The organism is Streptomyces sp. NPDC015032 (assembly GCF_043080425.1).
In the GTDB taxonomy this organism is placed as follows: domain Bacteria; phylum Actinomycetota; class Actinomycetes; order Streptomycetales; family Streptomycetaceae; genus Streptomyces.
Genome location: NZ_JBIBVN010000024.1, coordinates 92,879 through 107,328 on the forward strand (window position 1 = coordinate 92,879; position 14,450 = coordinate 107,328).

General features: G+C 68.9%; 15 protein-coding genes. 6 read left to right on the forward strand and 9 right to left on the reverse strand.

Annotated elements, in window-relative coordinates; genetic code table 11:
• Positions 1-103: 103 nt before the first annotated feature.
• The 4 genes from ligA to ACF08M_RS28190 form a co-directional block, all read right to left on the reverse strand.
• Positions 104-2,296, reverse strand: a complete 2,193-nt coding sequence (gene ligA / locus ACF08M_RS28175; RefSeq protein WP_392188065.1) for an NAD-dependent DNA ligase LigA — start codon at positions 2,294-2,296, stop codon at positions 104-106.
• A 30-nt stretch (positions 2,297-2,326) separates the two neighbouring features.
• Positions 2,327-3,352 (reverse strand): methionine synthase, encoded by a 1,026-nt coding sequence (locus ACF08M_RS28180; RefSeq protein WP_392188066.1) that lies wholly within the window; start codon positions 3,350-3,352, stop codon positions 2,327-2,329.
• Positions 3,353-3,563: 211 nt separating this feature from the next.
• Positions 3,564-4,253 (reverse strand): SDR family oxidoreductase, encoded by a 690-nt coding sequence (locus ACF08M_RS28185; protein ID WP_392188067.1) that lies wholly within the window; start codon positions 4,251-4,253, stop codon positions 3,564-3,566.
• A gap of 43 nt (positions 4,254-4,296) precedes the next feature.
• Positions 4,297-4,836, reverse strand: a complete 540-nt coding sequence (locus tag ACF08M_RS28190; protein WP_392188068.1) for a TIGR00730 family Rossman fold protein — start codon at positions 4,834-4,836, stop codon at positions 4,297-4,299.
• 110 nt (positions 4,837-4,946) lie between these two features.
• On the opposite strand from ACF08M_RS28190, the gene ACF08M_RS28195 reads away from it, so the two are divergent.
• The 3 genes from ACF08M_RS28195 (at position 4,947) to ACF08M_RS28205 (ending at position 8,056) form a co-directional block, all read left to right on the forward strand.
• A complete protein-coding gene (locus tag ACF08M_RS28195) occupies positions 4,947-5,282 on the forward strand; it encodes a DUF427 domain-containing protein (protein WP_392188069.1) in 336 nt (111 codons plus the stop codon).
• Positions 5,283-5,377: 95 nt separating this feature from the next.
• Positions 5,378-6,178, forward strand: coding sequence for an alpha/beta fold hydrolase (locus ACF08M_RS28200; protein WP_392188070.1), 801 nt, complete (start codon positions 5,378-5,380; stop codon positions 6,176-6,178).
• A gap of 141 nt (positions 6,179-6,319) precedes the next feature.
• Positions 6,320-8,056, forward strand: coding sequence for an RICIN domain-containing protein (locus tag ACF08M_RS28205; RefSeq protein WP_392188071.1), 1,737 nt, complete (start codon positions 6,320-6,322; stop codon positions 8,054-8,056).
• Between the two features lie 51 nt (positions 8,057-8,107).
• Here ACF08M_RS28205 and ACF08M_RS28210 read toward each other — a convergent pair whose 3' ends face one another.
• Genes ACF08M_RS28210 through ACF08M_RS28220 form a run of 3 tightly spaced genes read right to left on the reverse strand, consistent with a single transcriptional unit; the run spans position 8,108 to position 10,012 of the window.
• Positions 8,108-8,608: a YgjP-like metallopeptidase domain-containing protein gene (locus ACF08M_RS28210; protein WP_392188072.1), complete on the reverse strand. Its 501-nt coding sequence runs from the start codon at positions 8,606-8,608 to the stop codon at positions 8,108-8,110.
• A complete protein-coding gene (locus tag ACF08M_RS28215) occupies positions 8,605-9,588 on the reverse strand; it encodes a hypothetical protein (RefSeq protein ID WP_392188073.1) in 984 nt (327 codons plus the stop codon). The genes ACF08M_RS28210 and ACF08M_RS28215 overlap by 4 nt, the downstream gene beginning before the upstream one ends.
• Positions 9,548-10,012, reverse strand: coding sequence for an ATP-binding protein (locus ACF08M_RS28220; RefSeq protein ID WP_392188074.1), 465 nt, complete (start codon positions 10,010-10,012; stop codon positions 9,548-9,550). The genes ACF08M_RS28215 and ACF08M_RS28220 overlap by 41 nt, the downstream gene beginning before the upstream one ends.
• 283 nt (positions 10,013-10,295) lie before the next feature.
• On the opposite strand from ACF08M_RS28220, the gene ACF08M_RS28225 reads away from it, so the two are divergent.
• The 3 genes from ACF08M_RS28225 to ACF08M_RS28235 all read left to right on the forward strand — a co-directional run bounded on the left by ACF08M_RS28225 (position 10,296) and on the right by ACF08M_RS28235 (position 12,128).
• Entirely contained in the window at positions 10,296-11,150 is an 855-nt protein-coding gene (locus ACF08M_RS28225) for a helix-turn-helix transcriptional regulator (RefSeq protein ID WP_392188075.1), read from the forward strand.
• Positions 11,151-11,161: 11 nt separating this feature from the next.
• Complete coding sequence (locus ACF08M_RS28230) at positions 11,162-11,356, forward strand: DUF397 domain-containing protein (protein ID WP_392188076.1); 195 nt, start codon at positions 11,162-11,164, stop codon at positions 11,354-11,356.
• A gap of 583 nt (positions 11,357-11,939) precedes the next feature.
• Positions 11,940-12,128, forward strand: coding sequence for a hypothetical protein (locus ACF08M_RS28235; RefSeq protein ID WP_392188077.1), 189 nt, complete (start codon positions 11,940-11,942; stop codon positions 12,126-12,128).
• A gap of 111 nt (positions 12,129-12,239) precedes the next feature.
• On the opposite strand, the gene ACF08M_RS28240 is transcribed toward ACF08M_RS28235, so the two are convergent.
• Together ACF08M_RS28240 and mnmA are read right to left on the reverse strand one after the other, a co-directional pair.
• Positions 12,240-12,968 carry a hypothetical protein gene (locus ACF08M_RS28240; protein WP_392188078.1) on the reverse strand — a complete coding sequence of 243 codons (729 nt, stop codon included), beginning with the start codon at positions 12,966-12,968 and terminating at the stop codon, positions 12,240-12,242.
• Positions 12,969-13,311: 343 nt separating this feature from the next.
• Positions 13,312-14,442, reverse strand: coding sequence for a tRNA 2-thiouridine(34) synthase MnmA (mnmA, locus tag ACF08M_RS28245; protein WP_392188079.1), 1,131 nt, complete (start codon positions 14,440-14,442; stop codon positions 13,312-13,314).
• Between the last annotated feature and the right edge of the window lie 8 nt (positions 14,443-14,450).

The window sequence follows — 14,450 nt, forward strand, 5'->3', positions numbered from 1 at the left end:
TTCTCGTTCGCTATTTACCAACCAGCCGGTCTTTTTCGACCATCCTCGATCGGCCATACGCTCCGTTCCGACCGGTTTGCCCGCCAGTTGACGAGAATTCGCCCTATCCCGCCGCTTCTTCGACGGGGACGGCCGTCTCGCGTGCGGCGTCCGGCCCCTGTTCGAGCAGCACGGCGAAACCGTCCTCGTCCAGCACGGGCACCTTCAGCTGCATCGCCTTGTCGTACTTCGAGCCGGGGTTGTCGCCGACGACCACGAAGGAGGTCTTCTTCGAGACGGATCCCGTCACCTTGGCCCCCCGGCTCTGGAGCGCCTCTTTCGCGCCGTCCCTGGTGTGGCCGGCCAGTGTGCCGGTGACGACGACGATGAGCCCTTCGAGCGGGCGCGGCCCCGTGTCCTCCCCCGCCTCCTCGTCGGCCATCCGGACCCCGGCCTCCCGCCACTTGCGCAGGATCTCCCGGTGCCAGTCCTCGGCGAGCCACTGCTTCACCGATGCGGCAATGATGTCCCCGACCCCGTCGGCCTCGACCAGCTCCTGCTCGGTCGCCTCGTCGATCCGGTCCATGGAGCGGAACTGACGGGCCAGCTCGGCGGCCGCGATCGGTCCCACGTGCCGGATGGACAGCCCGGTCAGGATCCGGGCGAGCGGCGCCTCCTTGGCCGCGGCGATGGCGTCGAGCATGGCGAGTGCGTTCTTCTTCGGCTCGCCCTGCTGGTTGGCGAAGACCCAGGCGGTCTTCTCCTCGCCGGTCTTCGGGTCCCGCTTGGGCAGCCCGCTGTCCTGGTCCCGGACATAGGCGCGGATCGGCAGAAGCTGCTCGACGGTCAGCCCGAAGAGATCGCCCTCATCGCGCAGCGGCGGCTCGGCGGGCTCCAGCGGCTTGGTCAGGGCCGCGGCGGCGACGAAGCCGAAGTGGTCGATGTCCAGGCACTTTCGGCCCGCGAGATAGGCGAGGCGCTCCCGCAACTGGGCAGGGCAGGAGCGGGCATTGGGACAGCGGACATCGACATCCGCCTCTTTCATGGGCTTCAGCTCCGTACCGCACTCGGGGCAGTGCGTCGGCATCACGAATGCCCGCTCGGTGCCATCGCGCAGATCGACGACCGGGCCGAGAATCTCCGGGATCACGTCGCCCGCCTTGCGGAGTACCACCGTGTCCCCGATGAGGACGCCCTTGGCCTTCACCACGTTCTGGTTGTGCAGCGTGGCGAACTCGACCTCGGAGCCCGCCACCTCGACCGGCTCGACCTGGGCGTACGGGGTGACCCGGCCGGTGCGTCCGACGCCGACGCGGATGTTCACCAGTTTGGTGTTGACCTCCTCCGGCGGGTACTTCCAGGCGATCGCCCAGCGCGGGGCGCGCGAGGTGGAGCCCAGCCGGCCCTGGAGCGGGACCTCGTCGAGCTTGACGACGACGCCGTCGATCTCGTGCTCGACGGAGTGCCGGTTCTCGCCGTAGTACGCGATGAACTCCCGTACCCCGTCGAGGGAGTCCACCACCTTGTTGTGCCTGGCGGTGGGCAGACCCCAGGCATGCAGCAGCTCGTAGGCGTGCGAGAGGCCGTCGATGTCGAAACCCTCGCGGGCGCCGATGCCGTGCACCACCATGTGCAGCGGGCGCGTGGCGGTGACCTTCGGGTCCTTCTGGCGCAGTGAACCCGCCGCCGCGTTGCGCGGATTGGCGAACGGCTTGTCCCCCGCCTCGATGAGGCGGGCGTTGAGCCCGTCGAAGGCTTCCATCGGGAAGAAGACCTCGCCGCGGATCTCGACCAGCGCCGGAATCCGGTCCCCCTTCAGCCGGTGCGGGATCTCGGCGATCGTACGGACATTGGGGGTGATGTCCTCGCCGGTGCGGCCGTCACCGCGGGTCGCGGCCCGGGTCAGCCGCCCGTGCTCATAGGTGAGGTTGACCGCGAGACCGTCGACCTTCAGCTCGCACAGGAAGTGGTAGCCGGTCGTGCCGACGTCCTTGGCGATCCGCTCGCCCCAGGCCGCCAGCTCCAGGTCGTCGAAGGCGTTGTCCAGCGAGAGCATCCGCTCGCGGTGCTCGACGGAGGTGAATTCCGTCTGGTAAGGCCCCGCGACCTTCTGCGTCGGCGAATCCGGCGTGCGCAGCTGCGGATACGTCTTCTCCAGGGCCTCCAGCTCGCGCATCAGCCGGTCGAACTCGGCGTCGCTCACGACCGGCTGGTCGTTCACGTAATACCGGAAGCGGTGCTCCTCGATCTGCTCGGCGAGGAGCGCGTGCTGCTCCTGCGCCTGTACGGGCACTGCCGTCTGCTGTTCGCCGGCCATCGTCTCGTCCTCCCGTTACCCAATACCCCGTTACTCAGGGTTGTCTGCGAGCGATCTCGCGGCCCGGGCGCAGTGGGCGAGCGCGGCGCGCGCATACGCGGGCGAGGCACCCGCGAGCCCGCACGACGGGGTGATCACCACGGACTCCGTCAGAGTCCCCGGATTCAGCCCCAGCCTGCGCCACAGCGTCCTGACACCCATGACGCTACCGCCCGGGTCCGACAATCCGCCCGAGGCCGGGTCGGTGCCCGGCACCACCCCGAGGAAGAGCTGGGTGCCGCCCTCGACCGCTTCCCCGATCGCCTCCTCCTCACGCTCGGTGAGCAACGAGAAATCGAACGAGATACCGTCGACCCCGGCCCGGCGCAGCAGCGCGAACGGCACCTCGGGCGCGCAGGTGTGCACGACGGTCGCCCCGTCCCCGGCCGCGGCCAGCACGTCCCGCAGGATGCCCTCGACGGTCTGCCGGTCCACGGCCCGGTAGGTGCGGTAGCCGCTCGCCGTCCTGATCCGCCCGCGCAGCACGCCGGTCAGCGACGGTTCGTCGAGCTGGAGGATCACGTCGGCACCGGGCACCCTGTGCCGTACCTCCGCGAGGTGGGCCCGGAGCCCCTCCGCCAGCGAGGCCGCCAGATCGCGGCAGGCCCCCGGGTCGCCGAGCGCGGCCTCGCCGCCCCGCCGTTCCAGAGCGGCGGCCAGCGTCCAGGGGCCCACGGCCTGGACCTTGAGCGGCCCCCCGTACCCCTGGGTGAACTCCTCCAGCGCATCCAGGTCCTCACCGAGCCAGGACCGGGCCCGGCGGGTGTCCCGTCCTGGCCGGTCGCTGATCCGCCAGCCGCTGGGCTCGACATGGCCGTACAGGTCGACGAGCAGCCCGACGGTCCGCCCGATCATGTCCGCACCGGGCCCGCGGGCCGGGAGTTCCGCCAGATACGGCAGGCCCTCGCCGCCCCCGAAGGACCCCGTGACGGTCTTCGCCGCCTCCCGTGCGTCTCCCCCGGGCATGGAACCGATCCCGGTGGCCGGGCAACCCCTGAACTTGTTCTTCTCGCTCACACGGGAAGCCTAAGGGCCGTCCCCGCGGGCCGGTGCCGGACAGTGCACCGCGGCCGGTGCGGTGCGCCGCACGGCACGGGACCGCCCGGAGGCGGGATCTTCCCCGCCCGGACGAGGCCGGATGCACGGGGGCACCGGACGGCCCGCGAGACCGGGCCCGGCGCGTGCGACCGTCGTCGTCCCGGCCGGGGACGGCCCACGCCCGTGGCGGTCAGCGCCCGGGACGCACCGTGAGGTCGTTGACCTCGGCGTCGCGCGGCAGGTCGATGGCCATCAGGATCGTGGTGGCCACCGACTCCGGGTCGATCAGGCGGGAGGCGTCGTACTCCTTGGCCTCCTGCTGGTGGACCTTGGCCTGCATGGGGCTGGCGGTGCGCCCCGGGTAGACGGAGGTCACGCGGACGCCGTTCTCGTGCTCCTCGTGACGCAGCGAGTCGGCCAGTGCCTTCAGGCCGTGCTTGCTTGCGGCGTACGCGCTCCACTCGGCGTGCGCCGCGAGGCCGGCGCCCGAGTTCACGAAGAGGACCTGCCCCTGGGCGACCCGCAGTTGCGGCAGGAGGAGCCGGGTCAGCTCGGCCGGCGCGATCAGGTTGGTGTTGAGCTGGAAGTGCCACGCCTTGGGCGTCAGGTCGCCGACCCTGCCGAGCTCGACGACGCCCGCGATGTGCAGCAACGTGTCGACCCGCTCGGGCATCGCCTGCTGGGCGAACGCCCAGGAGAGGCGGTCCGGGTTGGAGAGGTCGCCGACGAGCGTGCGGGCGCCGGGGTGGAGCTCGGCCAGTTCCTTCGCGCGGCCCGCGTCACGGGCCAGCAGCACGGTCTCGTCACCACGCTCCAGGAGACGACGGGTGACGACTGCGCCGATGCCGGAACCGGCGCCGGTGATGACATGAGTGGACATGCCGCCATGATCGCACCCTGCCCGATCACCGCCCGCCGCCGCGTCAGCGGAGGCCGGACCACTCCTCCAGGTAGGCCAGCGCCCCCACGCCGTCCTTGGCGAAGAACACCAGGTCAGTCAGCGGAACGGGCAGGAAGCCCTCGTCCTCCATGCGCTGGAACTGCTGGCGCAGCCCGTCGTAGAAGCCCGCGGTGTTGAGCAGGACCACCGGCTTGTCGTGCTTGCCGTGCTTCTTCAGCTCCAGGATCTCGGTCGCCTCGTCGAGCGTCCCGGTACCGCCCACCATGATCACGATCGCGTCGGCCTTCTCCAGGAGCAGCGCCTTGCGCTCGGCGAGATCGCGCGCGATCACCATCTCGTCCGCGTTGGTACGTGCCTTGGCGGCCAGGAAGTCGACCGACACCCCGACCAGTCGTCCACCCGATTCCTGCACGCCGTCGGCGACGACCTTCATCAGACCGCTCTCCGACCCTCCCCAGACCAGGGTGTGGCCGCCCCGGCCCAGCAGTTCGGCGAATTCGCGGGCGGGCCGGGTATAGCGGTCGTCGAGGTCGGCGGCGGAGAGGAAGACGCAGATGTTCATGCAGCCACCGTAGAGGCCACCACCGACACACGCGGACGGCCGGACGGAAATCCGGCCCATGCCGGCGAGGAAAGGGGAAGAAATCGACCCGTGGCATGGCTGAACCTGACATGACTTCCACACGAGGACACCGCATCACGGTCGAACCCGGAACCGAGCACGTACGTGTGGTGCGCGACGGACAGGTGCTCGCCGAGAGCCGGCGCCCGCTCGTCCTGCGCGAGACGGGTTGTCCGGTCCGTTACTACCTGCCGCCCGAGGACGTCCGTACGGAACTGCTGACACCTTCGGACACCCACACCCACTGCCCGTTCAAGGGCGATGCCTCCTACTGGTCGCTGCCGGACGCCGCCGATCTCGTCTGGGCGTATCCGGAGCCCAAGCCCGAAGTCGCGGCGATCAAGGATCACTTCTGCTTCTACGCCACCGAGGCCGTCGCCGACTGACCGTCACACACCCATCAGACCTGCGGAATTGAAGAATCTCAAAAAATTCTCGGCCGGAGCGATGACTTTTCGGCGCCGCCGCTGTCCACCCTCACATGGACAAGATTCTCTCGCGCGACGGCACCCTGATCGCGTACCGGCGCCAGGGCGACGGACCGCCGTTAATCCTGGTCGGCGGAGCACTGAGCACGGCGGCGGCCGCGGCTCCCCTGGCGAGCCTCCTCGCACCGGATTTCCACGTCGTCACCTACGACAGGCGCGGCCGCGGCTCCAGCGGCGACAGCGGGCCGTACGCGAGGGAACGCGAGATCGACGACCTGGCCACGCTGGTCGCCGCGGTGGACGGCAGAGCCTCGGTGTTCGGCCTGGAGACCGGTGGGGCACTGGCCCTGGAGGCCCAGGCAGCCGGGCTCCCCGTCGACCTGATCGCGGTATACGAGCCGCCGTACACCCCGGGGCCCTCCGGTCTGCAGTTCAAGGCGTGCTGCACGGCCCGGCTGCACCGGATGCTGTCCACCGGGGACCGCGCCGGGGCCGTGGAGCTGTTCCTGTCCGTGACCGGCGTCCCGGCCGACATGATCGCCCGGATGCGGCGCGCACCGCTGTGGCGCGATCTGGTGTCGATGGCGCACACCCTCACGTACGACGACGCGCTGCTCGGCGACGGCTCGATCCCGGCCGAGCGGTTCGCGTCCGTCACGGCGCGCACGCTGGTGGTCTGCGGCGGTTCCAGCCCCGCCCGCGCCCGGCTGTCGACCCGCGCCCTTGCGGACGCGCTCCCCCGCGCCCGCCACCGCACCCTGACCGGTCAGACACGCGAGCTGGCACCCCAGGCGATCGCCCCCGTCCTGACCGAGTTCTTCACCCGCGACATGTACGCGCGTCAGGCCTCCTGAGCCCACGGTCCACCCCGCCCGGTCACGTCCGTACAGGGGTCGGACGCGACCGGGCGGGGCGTCCCCGTTCCTGCGGGTCGCCGGCCGGGGACACGGATCGTCGCTGATCAGCCACGCTGCGCGGGCAGTAGGGTGAAGCTGGTGAGAACCAACAGGGGATCAAGGAAATTTCGTTCGGCGTGGGCCGCGCTCGTCGCACTGTCCACTGCGGCGGTCACTCTCCTCGGAGTGCAACCGGCCGCCGCGGCGGGGACGTTCGCGGAGGCCGACGCCCGCGGCTTCCGGATGCACATCGACGCCGAGACGACGACCGGCGGGAAAACCACCTTCGAGGAATACGGCGACATCATCCGCAATGTGGAGGCGTCCGGGGCCGTAAGCAAGGTGACGCCGTTGGACGTTGCCCAGTCCCGGCAGCACACGGGGCGCGCCCTGTGCCACTCGACCGGACTCAACGGCGTCTTCAAGTACAACGGCTTCTGCTGGGACGAGGGGGACGACAACACCAGCGCCTACGACCCGGCGGGCGGATGGCACCCGCAGGGGCTGACGGCCTCGCACGACGCCTACGCCGGTGGGACCGTGGACGGCCATCATCTCTACGTGGCCTCCTGGTACTACGGCCACGGTAAAAGCGCCGACCCGGACGTGGACCGCGACAAGCTCGCCCGGATCTCTGTCGTCGAGTCGACGGGGAGCTCACGGACCTACGGTCACGTCATGCTCGTGCAGCCGTCGCCCCACTACGGGAACGCGCAGTTCGAGCCGGTGACGAGGGTCCACGCGGACGGCGTGGTCTGGTACGGCAACAAGCTGTTCGTGGCCAACGGCGGCGAACTGCAGGTGTACGACTTCGAGCACATGTGGAAGATGGGCACCACCTCGGTCGACAGAACCGGCATCGTCGACGGGGTCTCCTCGGCCCGGCATCACCAGTGGGCCCTGCCCATGGTGGGCCGCTATCTCATCGGAACCTCCGCGGACCACCCGCGCGCCTGCCCCGGCGAACGGGCCTGCCTCAGTTCACTGAGCCTGGACCGCAGCGGCACCACCGACCATCTGGTCTCGGGCGAATACCTGGGGCTCGGTGACGGACGCACCGCGAACGTGATCCGCTGGCCCCTGGACGGGGCCACCGGCCTGCCCCGGAGCGACAGTTCGGGCACGGTCACCGCGGCAGCCGCCTACGCCGCACCGGTCGACCAGTTGCAGGGCGTCGCCACGGACGGCCGGCACTACTACCTGTCGGCCCAGTGCCCCACGGGATACATGGGCGACCCCGATACCCGTGACGGATACTCGTGCATCTACGAGGCTCTGCCGGGTCACGCCCCGACGGTCCTGACCCGCTCGCCCAGCCTCACGCAGAACCTGTCGTACTCACCGTCCTCCGGGCGCCTGTGGGGAACGAACGAACTCACCGGAAAGCGGGTCATCTTCTCACTGCTGCCGAGAAACGCCGACGGGACCGTCTATCTGAGCAACGAATACAGCAAGTTGTGCGCGGGCGGCGGAAACAAGATCGACAACGGCGATCCTGTCATCCAGTGGGGCTGCACGAATGCCCGGGACGAACGCTGGCTGTTCGAGGAGACGAAGGACTCGAACGGGAACCTCGCGTATTTCGTGCAGAACGAGTACTCGGGCAAGTGCATGGGAGTGGCTTCGAGCCTCGCCGACGGGGCGGGAGTGATCCAGTACACCTGCAGCGGGGCGGTCGACGAGAAGTGGTGGTACGACTCCGCCACCCACGAGTTGCGGAACGTCTATTCCGGTAAGTGCCTCGGACTCGGTTCAGCCGCCACGAAGGGCACTCAGCTGATCCAGTGGCCCTGCAACGGCGCGCAGGACGAGAAATGGACCAGGATCCCGCGCTGATCCGCCGACGGTCCCGGTCCCGGCAGTCGGCCGGGGCCGCGGCGGGGCCGGTCAGCCGGCGGCCGCGGTCTCCCGCCGCACCGTCGTCGCGAAGCGGGACGCGTACGAGGGCAGTCGCCCGGAGAGCCATCGGGTGCCGCAAGCCTCGTACCACTGGGCGATCTGGCGTGCGCCTTCGTCGACCGTGCGTGATCGTGGCAGCTCCAGCCACCCCCGGTGCAGTCGCACCCGGCCCGCTTCTGCCGACGACAGCAGCTTCAGCCGGTGACGTCGGCCCAGGTAGGCAAAGCCGGTACCGCCGACGAGTTCCTTGACCGGCTCGTCCGGTCTGGTCCGCCTGCGCCGGACCTCGCGCGCCAGCCGCGGCAGCCGTGTCCGCACGGCCTGCGCGACCGCGGCCGGGTCGGCGTCCGGCGGCACGGCAAACAGGATGTCCCCGCCGTCGGCGACCTCGATGCCGAGGGTGCGCCGCCGGGGCCGTACGACGACCTGCCACGTCCACTCCCCCGGCACGGGGAGCGCCGCGATCGCCTGGTGGACGGGAGTACTCACGGGGCGTTCCTACCATCCGACAACACGGTTTCCCTGGGGCGCCCCTCGCTCAGCGCCCGTTTTGCTCCCCGTACCGCAGGAAGTCCGTCACGGCGCTCGACGGCCAGTTCCACCAGGAGCCCGGCAAGCGGGCCGGTGTCCTCCCAGTCCAGAGAGACGTGTGTCTCCAGACTGACACGAAGTTGCTTGCGGACCCGGTCCCTGGTGTCCGTCAGGTGCACGATGTCCGGTGAGCGCACGTGGCCGGCGATCTCCACGGTGAGGGCACGAGCGGCTGCGATCAGGTCGGCGCCCGGCGGGGTCAGTGCATCTTCCTCCAGCTCCTGTACGAGCAGTCCGTGGACCGGCCGCTCGGTCAACGGGTCGAGTCCGCTGCCGGCACCGGCGCCCTCGGCCTCGTTCGTGTTCATGTCGCCGACGAGCTGGGTGAGCTCAGCAGCGGCCTGCTCGAAGTCGTCCCGCATCTCCTGGAGGATCTCGTCGAGACGCCGGCTGAAGCGGGTGTAGCGGGCCCGGTCGGAGCCGATCTCCGCGACGATGCGTACCTTGACCGAACCGGTCATGTAGGAGACGCGGGCACGCGGGTCGCTGTTGGCGTTGACTCGTTCCATGAAGTCCGCGGCGGTGAGGTCGACGGGCGGGATCCGCTGCTCGATCCCCGACACCTTCAGGTGCCGTGCCATCACCTGCCGGATCTTGGCACCGTAGCGGCGCGGGCTGAAGTCGTCACCCCCGTCGAGGTACCGGCGACGGGCCACGGACGTGTCGTAGCCGTACAGTTCGCGGAGGTGTGCCTTTTCGTACTCTCCGAGCGAGCGGGCGAGTTCCGGGCCGATCCCGATGAAGTCGACGACCTGCCCCCAACGCTTCCCCCGGTACGGGCGGTTGGTGCGGGCGACCGCCTGGAGGAGCCCCGCGCTGGACAGCGCGCGGTCGCGGTCAGGTGGTGAGCGCCAGCTCGAACCAGATGGTCTTGCCACCCGATCCCAATTCCCCTTCCCCTATGGCGCATCCGCCCCAGCGGTCGGCGACGAGTTCGAGGATGGCCATGCCCCGCCCGGCTTCGGCGTGAGGGTCGGCGGGCGGCGCATACGGCTTGGGCAGGTCCGGGCTCATGTCCCGGACGCTGATCCGGAGCACCGGGTGCCGCCACTGGAGCCGAACGGCGGCCGGGCCCTTGGTGTGCCGTACGGAGTTGGTGGTGAGCTCGGACGTCAACAGCTCGGCGCGGTAGCTGAGTTCGACCAGCTCATGTGCGCCGAGGATGGCGCGGAGGGTGGTGCGGGCGATGCGGGGGCTGCGCGGGTCGCAGGGGAAGGCGAGTTCGTAACTCCAGGGTTCGGCGAAGGGAATGGGGACGGGGTGGTGGGCGTACGGGGCGTAGGGGGTGGGTTCGTTCCTCACGGGCACCTCCTGGGTGCGTGCGAGTGGTCTCAAGTGGACGTGCGCCATGGATGGTTGGCTGCCGTGGTGTCGGTGGCAATGCCCGTCCGGGATCCGCCGTTCCCGGGTGGGCGGGGTAGATCGGTGCGCTTCCGCAACCTCCGGTGACATTGGCGGCGCAGGTCACAAGCTAAGGCACTTCGACTCACATGTGAGCATTTTTTCACGAACGAGTGAGTCGCCTCTGGGTCGCTGGACCGCTCCACGGACCCCTGCAAGACTGTGTGCGCCCGAGAGAGGACTCATGGCTCCACGAAATGCACCCACTGGCCGTCAACGTCGCCTGGCCGTTGAGGTCCGGCGCATGCGCGAACAGGCCGGCATCTCGATTCAGGAGGCGGCCGCAATGCTCGGCGCGGACCGCACAATGATCTCCAACATTGAGGCCGCCCGCACCGGACTCAGCGAGTTACGCGTCCGTCAGATCGCCTGTCACTACGGATGTCCGGACTCAGCGTTGGTCGACGCACTCGCCTTGATGGCAGGGCGCCGACGAGCGCGACACTGGTGGGACGAGTACCGGGGCAAGCTCCCCGACGGCCATCTCGACGTCTCCGAGATCGAGCACTTCGCTACGCGCATCCGGACAGCACAGACCGTCCACCTGCCGGGCCTCTTCCAGATCGAGGAGCACGCGCGGGCGATCTTCGACTTCGCGGTGCCGCAACTGCCCCGACTGGAAGTGGAACTCCGGGTAGCCCACCGCATGGATCGCCAGGCCGTCGTCAGCGGAGAGAACCCAACGCCGTACCTCGGCATCATCCACGAGGCCGCGTTGCGGCTTGAGTTCGGCGGCCGGGACGTGTCCCGCCGACAGCTCAACCATCTGGCGGACGTATCCGAGTTGGATCACGTGACGCTGCTGGTCATCCCGTTCAGCGCGGGCGCCTTCCACGGCGCCGGACAGTCGGTCCTCTACGCCGAGGGTTCCGTCCCACAACTTGACACGGTCCAACTCGACACCTCGTTCGGCGGCCAATTCCTTGATGCCCCGACGCCACTGGGGAACTATCGTTCCCTTTTGGACCTGATGGAAGGCTCCGCGCTCTCTCCCGAAGATTCGCGAGGACTCATCCGGTCAATCGCCCGCGAGCTGTGAGAGGTCAAGACATGCCCGAACGCTACTGGCAACGCTCTTCGTTCTGCGCAGGCGGCGGCAACAACTGCGTCGAGGTTGCCGCAGCAGAGGGCACAGACATCGCGATCCGCGAGAGCGAGAGCCCGGAACGCGTCGTCACGACGAACCGGGCCGCACTCCGTGCGCTGGTGCTCGGAGTGAAGGCCGACGGGATCGTTCTCAGCTGATCGAGAAACACCAAGGCGCCCGAGCTTCCGCTTCGGATTAACGAGGAGCTGCCGCCCCCGGCGGATGACGAGGAGCCGCCCATCGCCGCGTAGGTCGCCCCGGTCTCCGGCACCTGAGCCCCGTCCAGTCAATCCGACTGAGACGGGGCTCACTTGTGCCAGGTGGAGCTGCGCGACCGATGGCGCTTGACCTACCATCAGTTCTGCGTGTGGGAGGTTGCAAGCTCTCGCACGCAGTCGAAGCCCTTTGCTTCGCTTCTTGTGATCTGCATCCAGATGGTGCAGGGCGTTCCAGGAGGCGCGAGACCGGGATGAGACAGGCGGGTTGGATACCTGCCGGTCACATCCAATCGATGTCGGCTCGCAAAGTCGCTTGAGGAGCATTCGACTCGCCACGGACTTAGCGCACCAACCACTGTATTGCCGAGCGCACCCGCCTCGGCCACTGAGACACCCAGCGTTGCGTCGAGCGTGGGGCTTCTCGGTTCGAGCCACTTCACCGTGGCCGAGCTGACGAATGCCCTGCGCAAGAGACCCGGCTCGGTCACCTGTCTGAAAGGTACTGAGACTGTTGGACGCGGCCGTGACGCTCGGCATCCTCGCATTCTTTGGTGTGCTGTCGATCCTGCTCTTCGCCATCCGGGGGTTCCTCGACCAGCTGCCCGACGTTTTCGCTTCGGCACGTCGTGCTCGGATCGCCTGGCGTGACCTGAAGCATGAGCGCACTGAGGAAGAACAACCGGAGGGATCGCAGTCCCAGCCCTCCGCGTAGGTCGTCCCTGCCTCCGGTGGCACCACGGAGCGCACGAGACCCCGCCCCGGCCTCCCAGGCCCAGCGAGTACGCAAGAGACCCCCGGGGTATCTCCGGGGGCCTCGTGCTGTTCAGCGGGGGGAACCGCCCGGCTCGATATCACCGAGCTGCCGGGGCTCCTGCCCAGGCAGGAGGCGGTCGACCATAACCTCTGGACTCGACTGCATGTCGAGCGCCTTCATCGCTGCGGCCGAGTTGAGCCGGTCCTTGCGCTCCGGGTCGTCCACGCGGTCAATGAAGATCGTGGCCATTTCGAGCTTGTGATCAACATCGACCTTGCCTTCGTTGTGCTCCGCCTGCTTCGTGAGGTTGGCCATCGTGCGCTTCGAATGCAACGCCAACGCTCCGCCCCCAACTGTGATCAGCGCGCCCGTCAGGGCCGTAACGTATGGCAGGAAGCTGACATCTGGGTTCCCGGCATACACGAGCGCCAGGATCGCCCCCGCAAGGATCACAAGAGCACCGCCCGTCATAAACCAAACGCTGAGGCGGAACGTCCACTCGGCTTGCTTGAGCGAGTGGTTCAGAAACTCAAAGTGGAACTTCTGCCGCTGCTCCGCCAACGACTCCGGCCGTGCGGATGCAGCCGCAGCGGGTTCGGCCCCACCTGACAGATCCTGGTCGGATGCGTGCTGGTCACCCTCAATCCGACCAAGGTTGATGGCCATGTTGCCAGCGGCGATGTAGTGGTTAATAGGCGTGCCGCGTTCCTCAGCGACCTTCGCAACCTCCGTAGCCGCCCGGACTATGGAGTCCACGTCCATCCGGCCCTCGTCCTGCGCCGCGTCGTCCTGCGTCACGTGGTCCCCCGTCCACTCCACTGGCGCTGCGTCAACTCCTCACAGCGTAGCGCCAGTGAGTGACCCACGGGCTCAGGCGGCGATGGCCAGGCGGAAGCAGATCGGAGCCAGAGCGGCACCCCCAGAGAAAGGTGTGGGCGAGCCTCTGGTGTGCGCGTTCATCGGTGGCCGGGGCACGGCGGGACTACCTGGCGCTGTTCGTCGAGCCCAGGTTCGTGAGCACTCCCGGTGGACCGCCGATATCGTGAACCCGTCTACCAGGAGCTTCGCTTGGTGCCGTCCACCAACCGCCCGCCCACTCCGTCGGGTTGGAATGGGCTCTGTACCGGCCAGCCTCCGGCGGTCAGCCGGAAGCCGCCGCCGTCTCACTGCGCACCGTCGTCGCGATCGTCGCCGAGCCGACCACGCGGGTGCCGTCGTAGAGCACGACCGCCTGGCCGGGGGCCACGCCCCGCACCGGCTCGGTGAACGAGACGTTCAGGGTGCCGTCGACCAGTTCGGCCGTCACCTGGGTCTCGCCGCCATGGGCCCGGAGCTGGGCGGTGTACGTGCCGGATCCGACCGGGGCGGTGCCGCACCAGCGGGGCCTGATGGCGGTGAGCGCGGTGACGTCGAGGGACTCGACCGGGCCGACCGTCACCGTGTTGTTCACCGGGGAGATGTCCAGGACGTAGCGCGGCTTGCCGTCGGGGGCGGGGTGTCCGATGCGCAGGCCCTTGCGCTGGCCGATGGTGAAGCCGAAGGCGCCCTCGTGGGTGCCGACCTTCGTGCCCGACTCGTCGACGATGTCGCCCTCGGCCGCGCCGAGCCGGCTCGCCAGGAAGCCCTGGGTGTCGCCGTCGGCGATGAAGCAGATGTCGTGGCTGTCGGGCTTCTTGGCGACGGCCAGGCCCCGCCGCTCGGCCTCGGCGCGGATCTCGTCCTTGGTGGTGAGGGTGTCGCCGAGCGGGAACATCGCGTGGGCGAGCTGCTTCTCGTCCAGGACGCCGAGGACGTACGACTGGTCCTTGGCCATGTCGGAGGCGCGGTGCAGCTCACGGCTGCCGTCCTCGTTCAGCACGACAGTGGCGTAGTGGCCGGTGCACACGGCGTCGAAGCCGAGCGCGAGGGCCTTGTCGAGCAGCGCGGCGAACTTGATCTTCTCGTTGCAGCGCAGGCACGGGTTGGGGGTGCGCCCGGCCTCGTACTCGGCGATGAAGTCGTCCACGACGTCCTCGCGGAAGCGTTCCGCCAGGTCCCAGACGTAGAACGGGATGCCGATGACGTCCGCGGCGCGGCGCGCGTCGCGGGAGTCCTCGATCGTGCAGCAGCCGCGTGCTCCGGTACGGAAGGACTGCGGGTTCGCGGAGAGGGCGAGGTGCACACCGGTCACGTCGTGACCCGCCTCGGCGGCGCGGGCCGCGGCGACAGCGGAATCGACACCGCCGGACATGGCGGCGAGCACACGGAGGGGACGCTGGGAAGTCTGAGTCATAACTCCAC

What these genes read in the sequence shown, in the direction of transcription:
- ligA (WP_392188065.1), bottom strand. Translation starts at nt 2,296, where the DNA reads ATGGCCGGCGAACAGCAGACGGCAGTGCCCGTACAGGCGCAGGAGCAG.
- ACF08M_RS28185 (WP_392188067.1), bottom strand. Translation starts at nt 4,253, where the DNA reads ATGTCCACTCATGTCATCACCGGCGCCGGTTCCGGCATCGGCGCAGTC.
- ACF08M_RS28190 (WP_392188068.1), bottom strand. Translation starts at nt 4,836, where the DNA reads ATGAACATCTGCGTCTTCCTCTCCGCCGCCGACCTCGACGACCGCTAT.
- ACF08M_RS28195 (WP_392188069.1), top strand. Translation starts at nt 4,947, where the DNA reads ATGACTTCCACACGAGGACACCGCATCACGGTCGAACCCGGAACCGAG.
- ACF08M_RS28200 (WP_392188070.1), top strand. Translation starts at nt 5,378, where the DNA reads ATGGACAAGATTCTCTCGCGCGACGGCACCCTGATCGCGTACCGGCGC.
- ACF08M_RS28225 (WP_392188075.1), top strand. Translation starts at nt 10,296, where the DNA reads ATGGCTCCACGAAATGCACCCACTGGCCGTCAACGTCGCCTGGCCGTT.
- ACF08M_RS28230 (WP_392188076.1), top strand. Translation starts at nt 11,162, where the DNA reads ATGCCCGAACGCTACTGGCAACGCTCTTCGTTCTGCGCAGGCGGCGGC.
- mnmA (WP_392188079.1), bottom strand. Translation starts at nt 14,442, where the DNA reads ATGACTCAGACTTCCCAGCGTCCCCTCCGTGTGCTCGCCGCCATGTCC.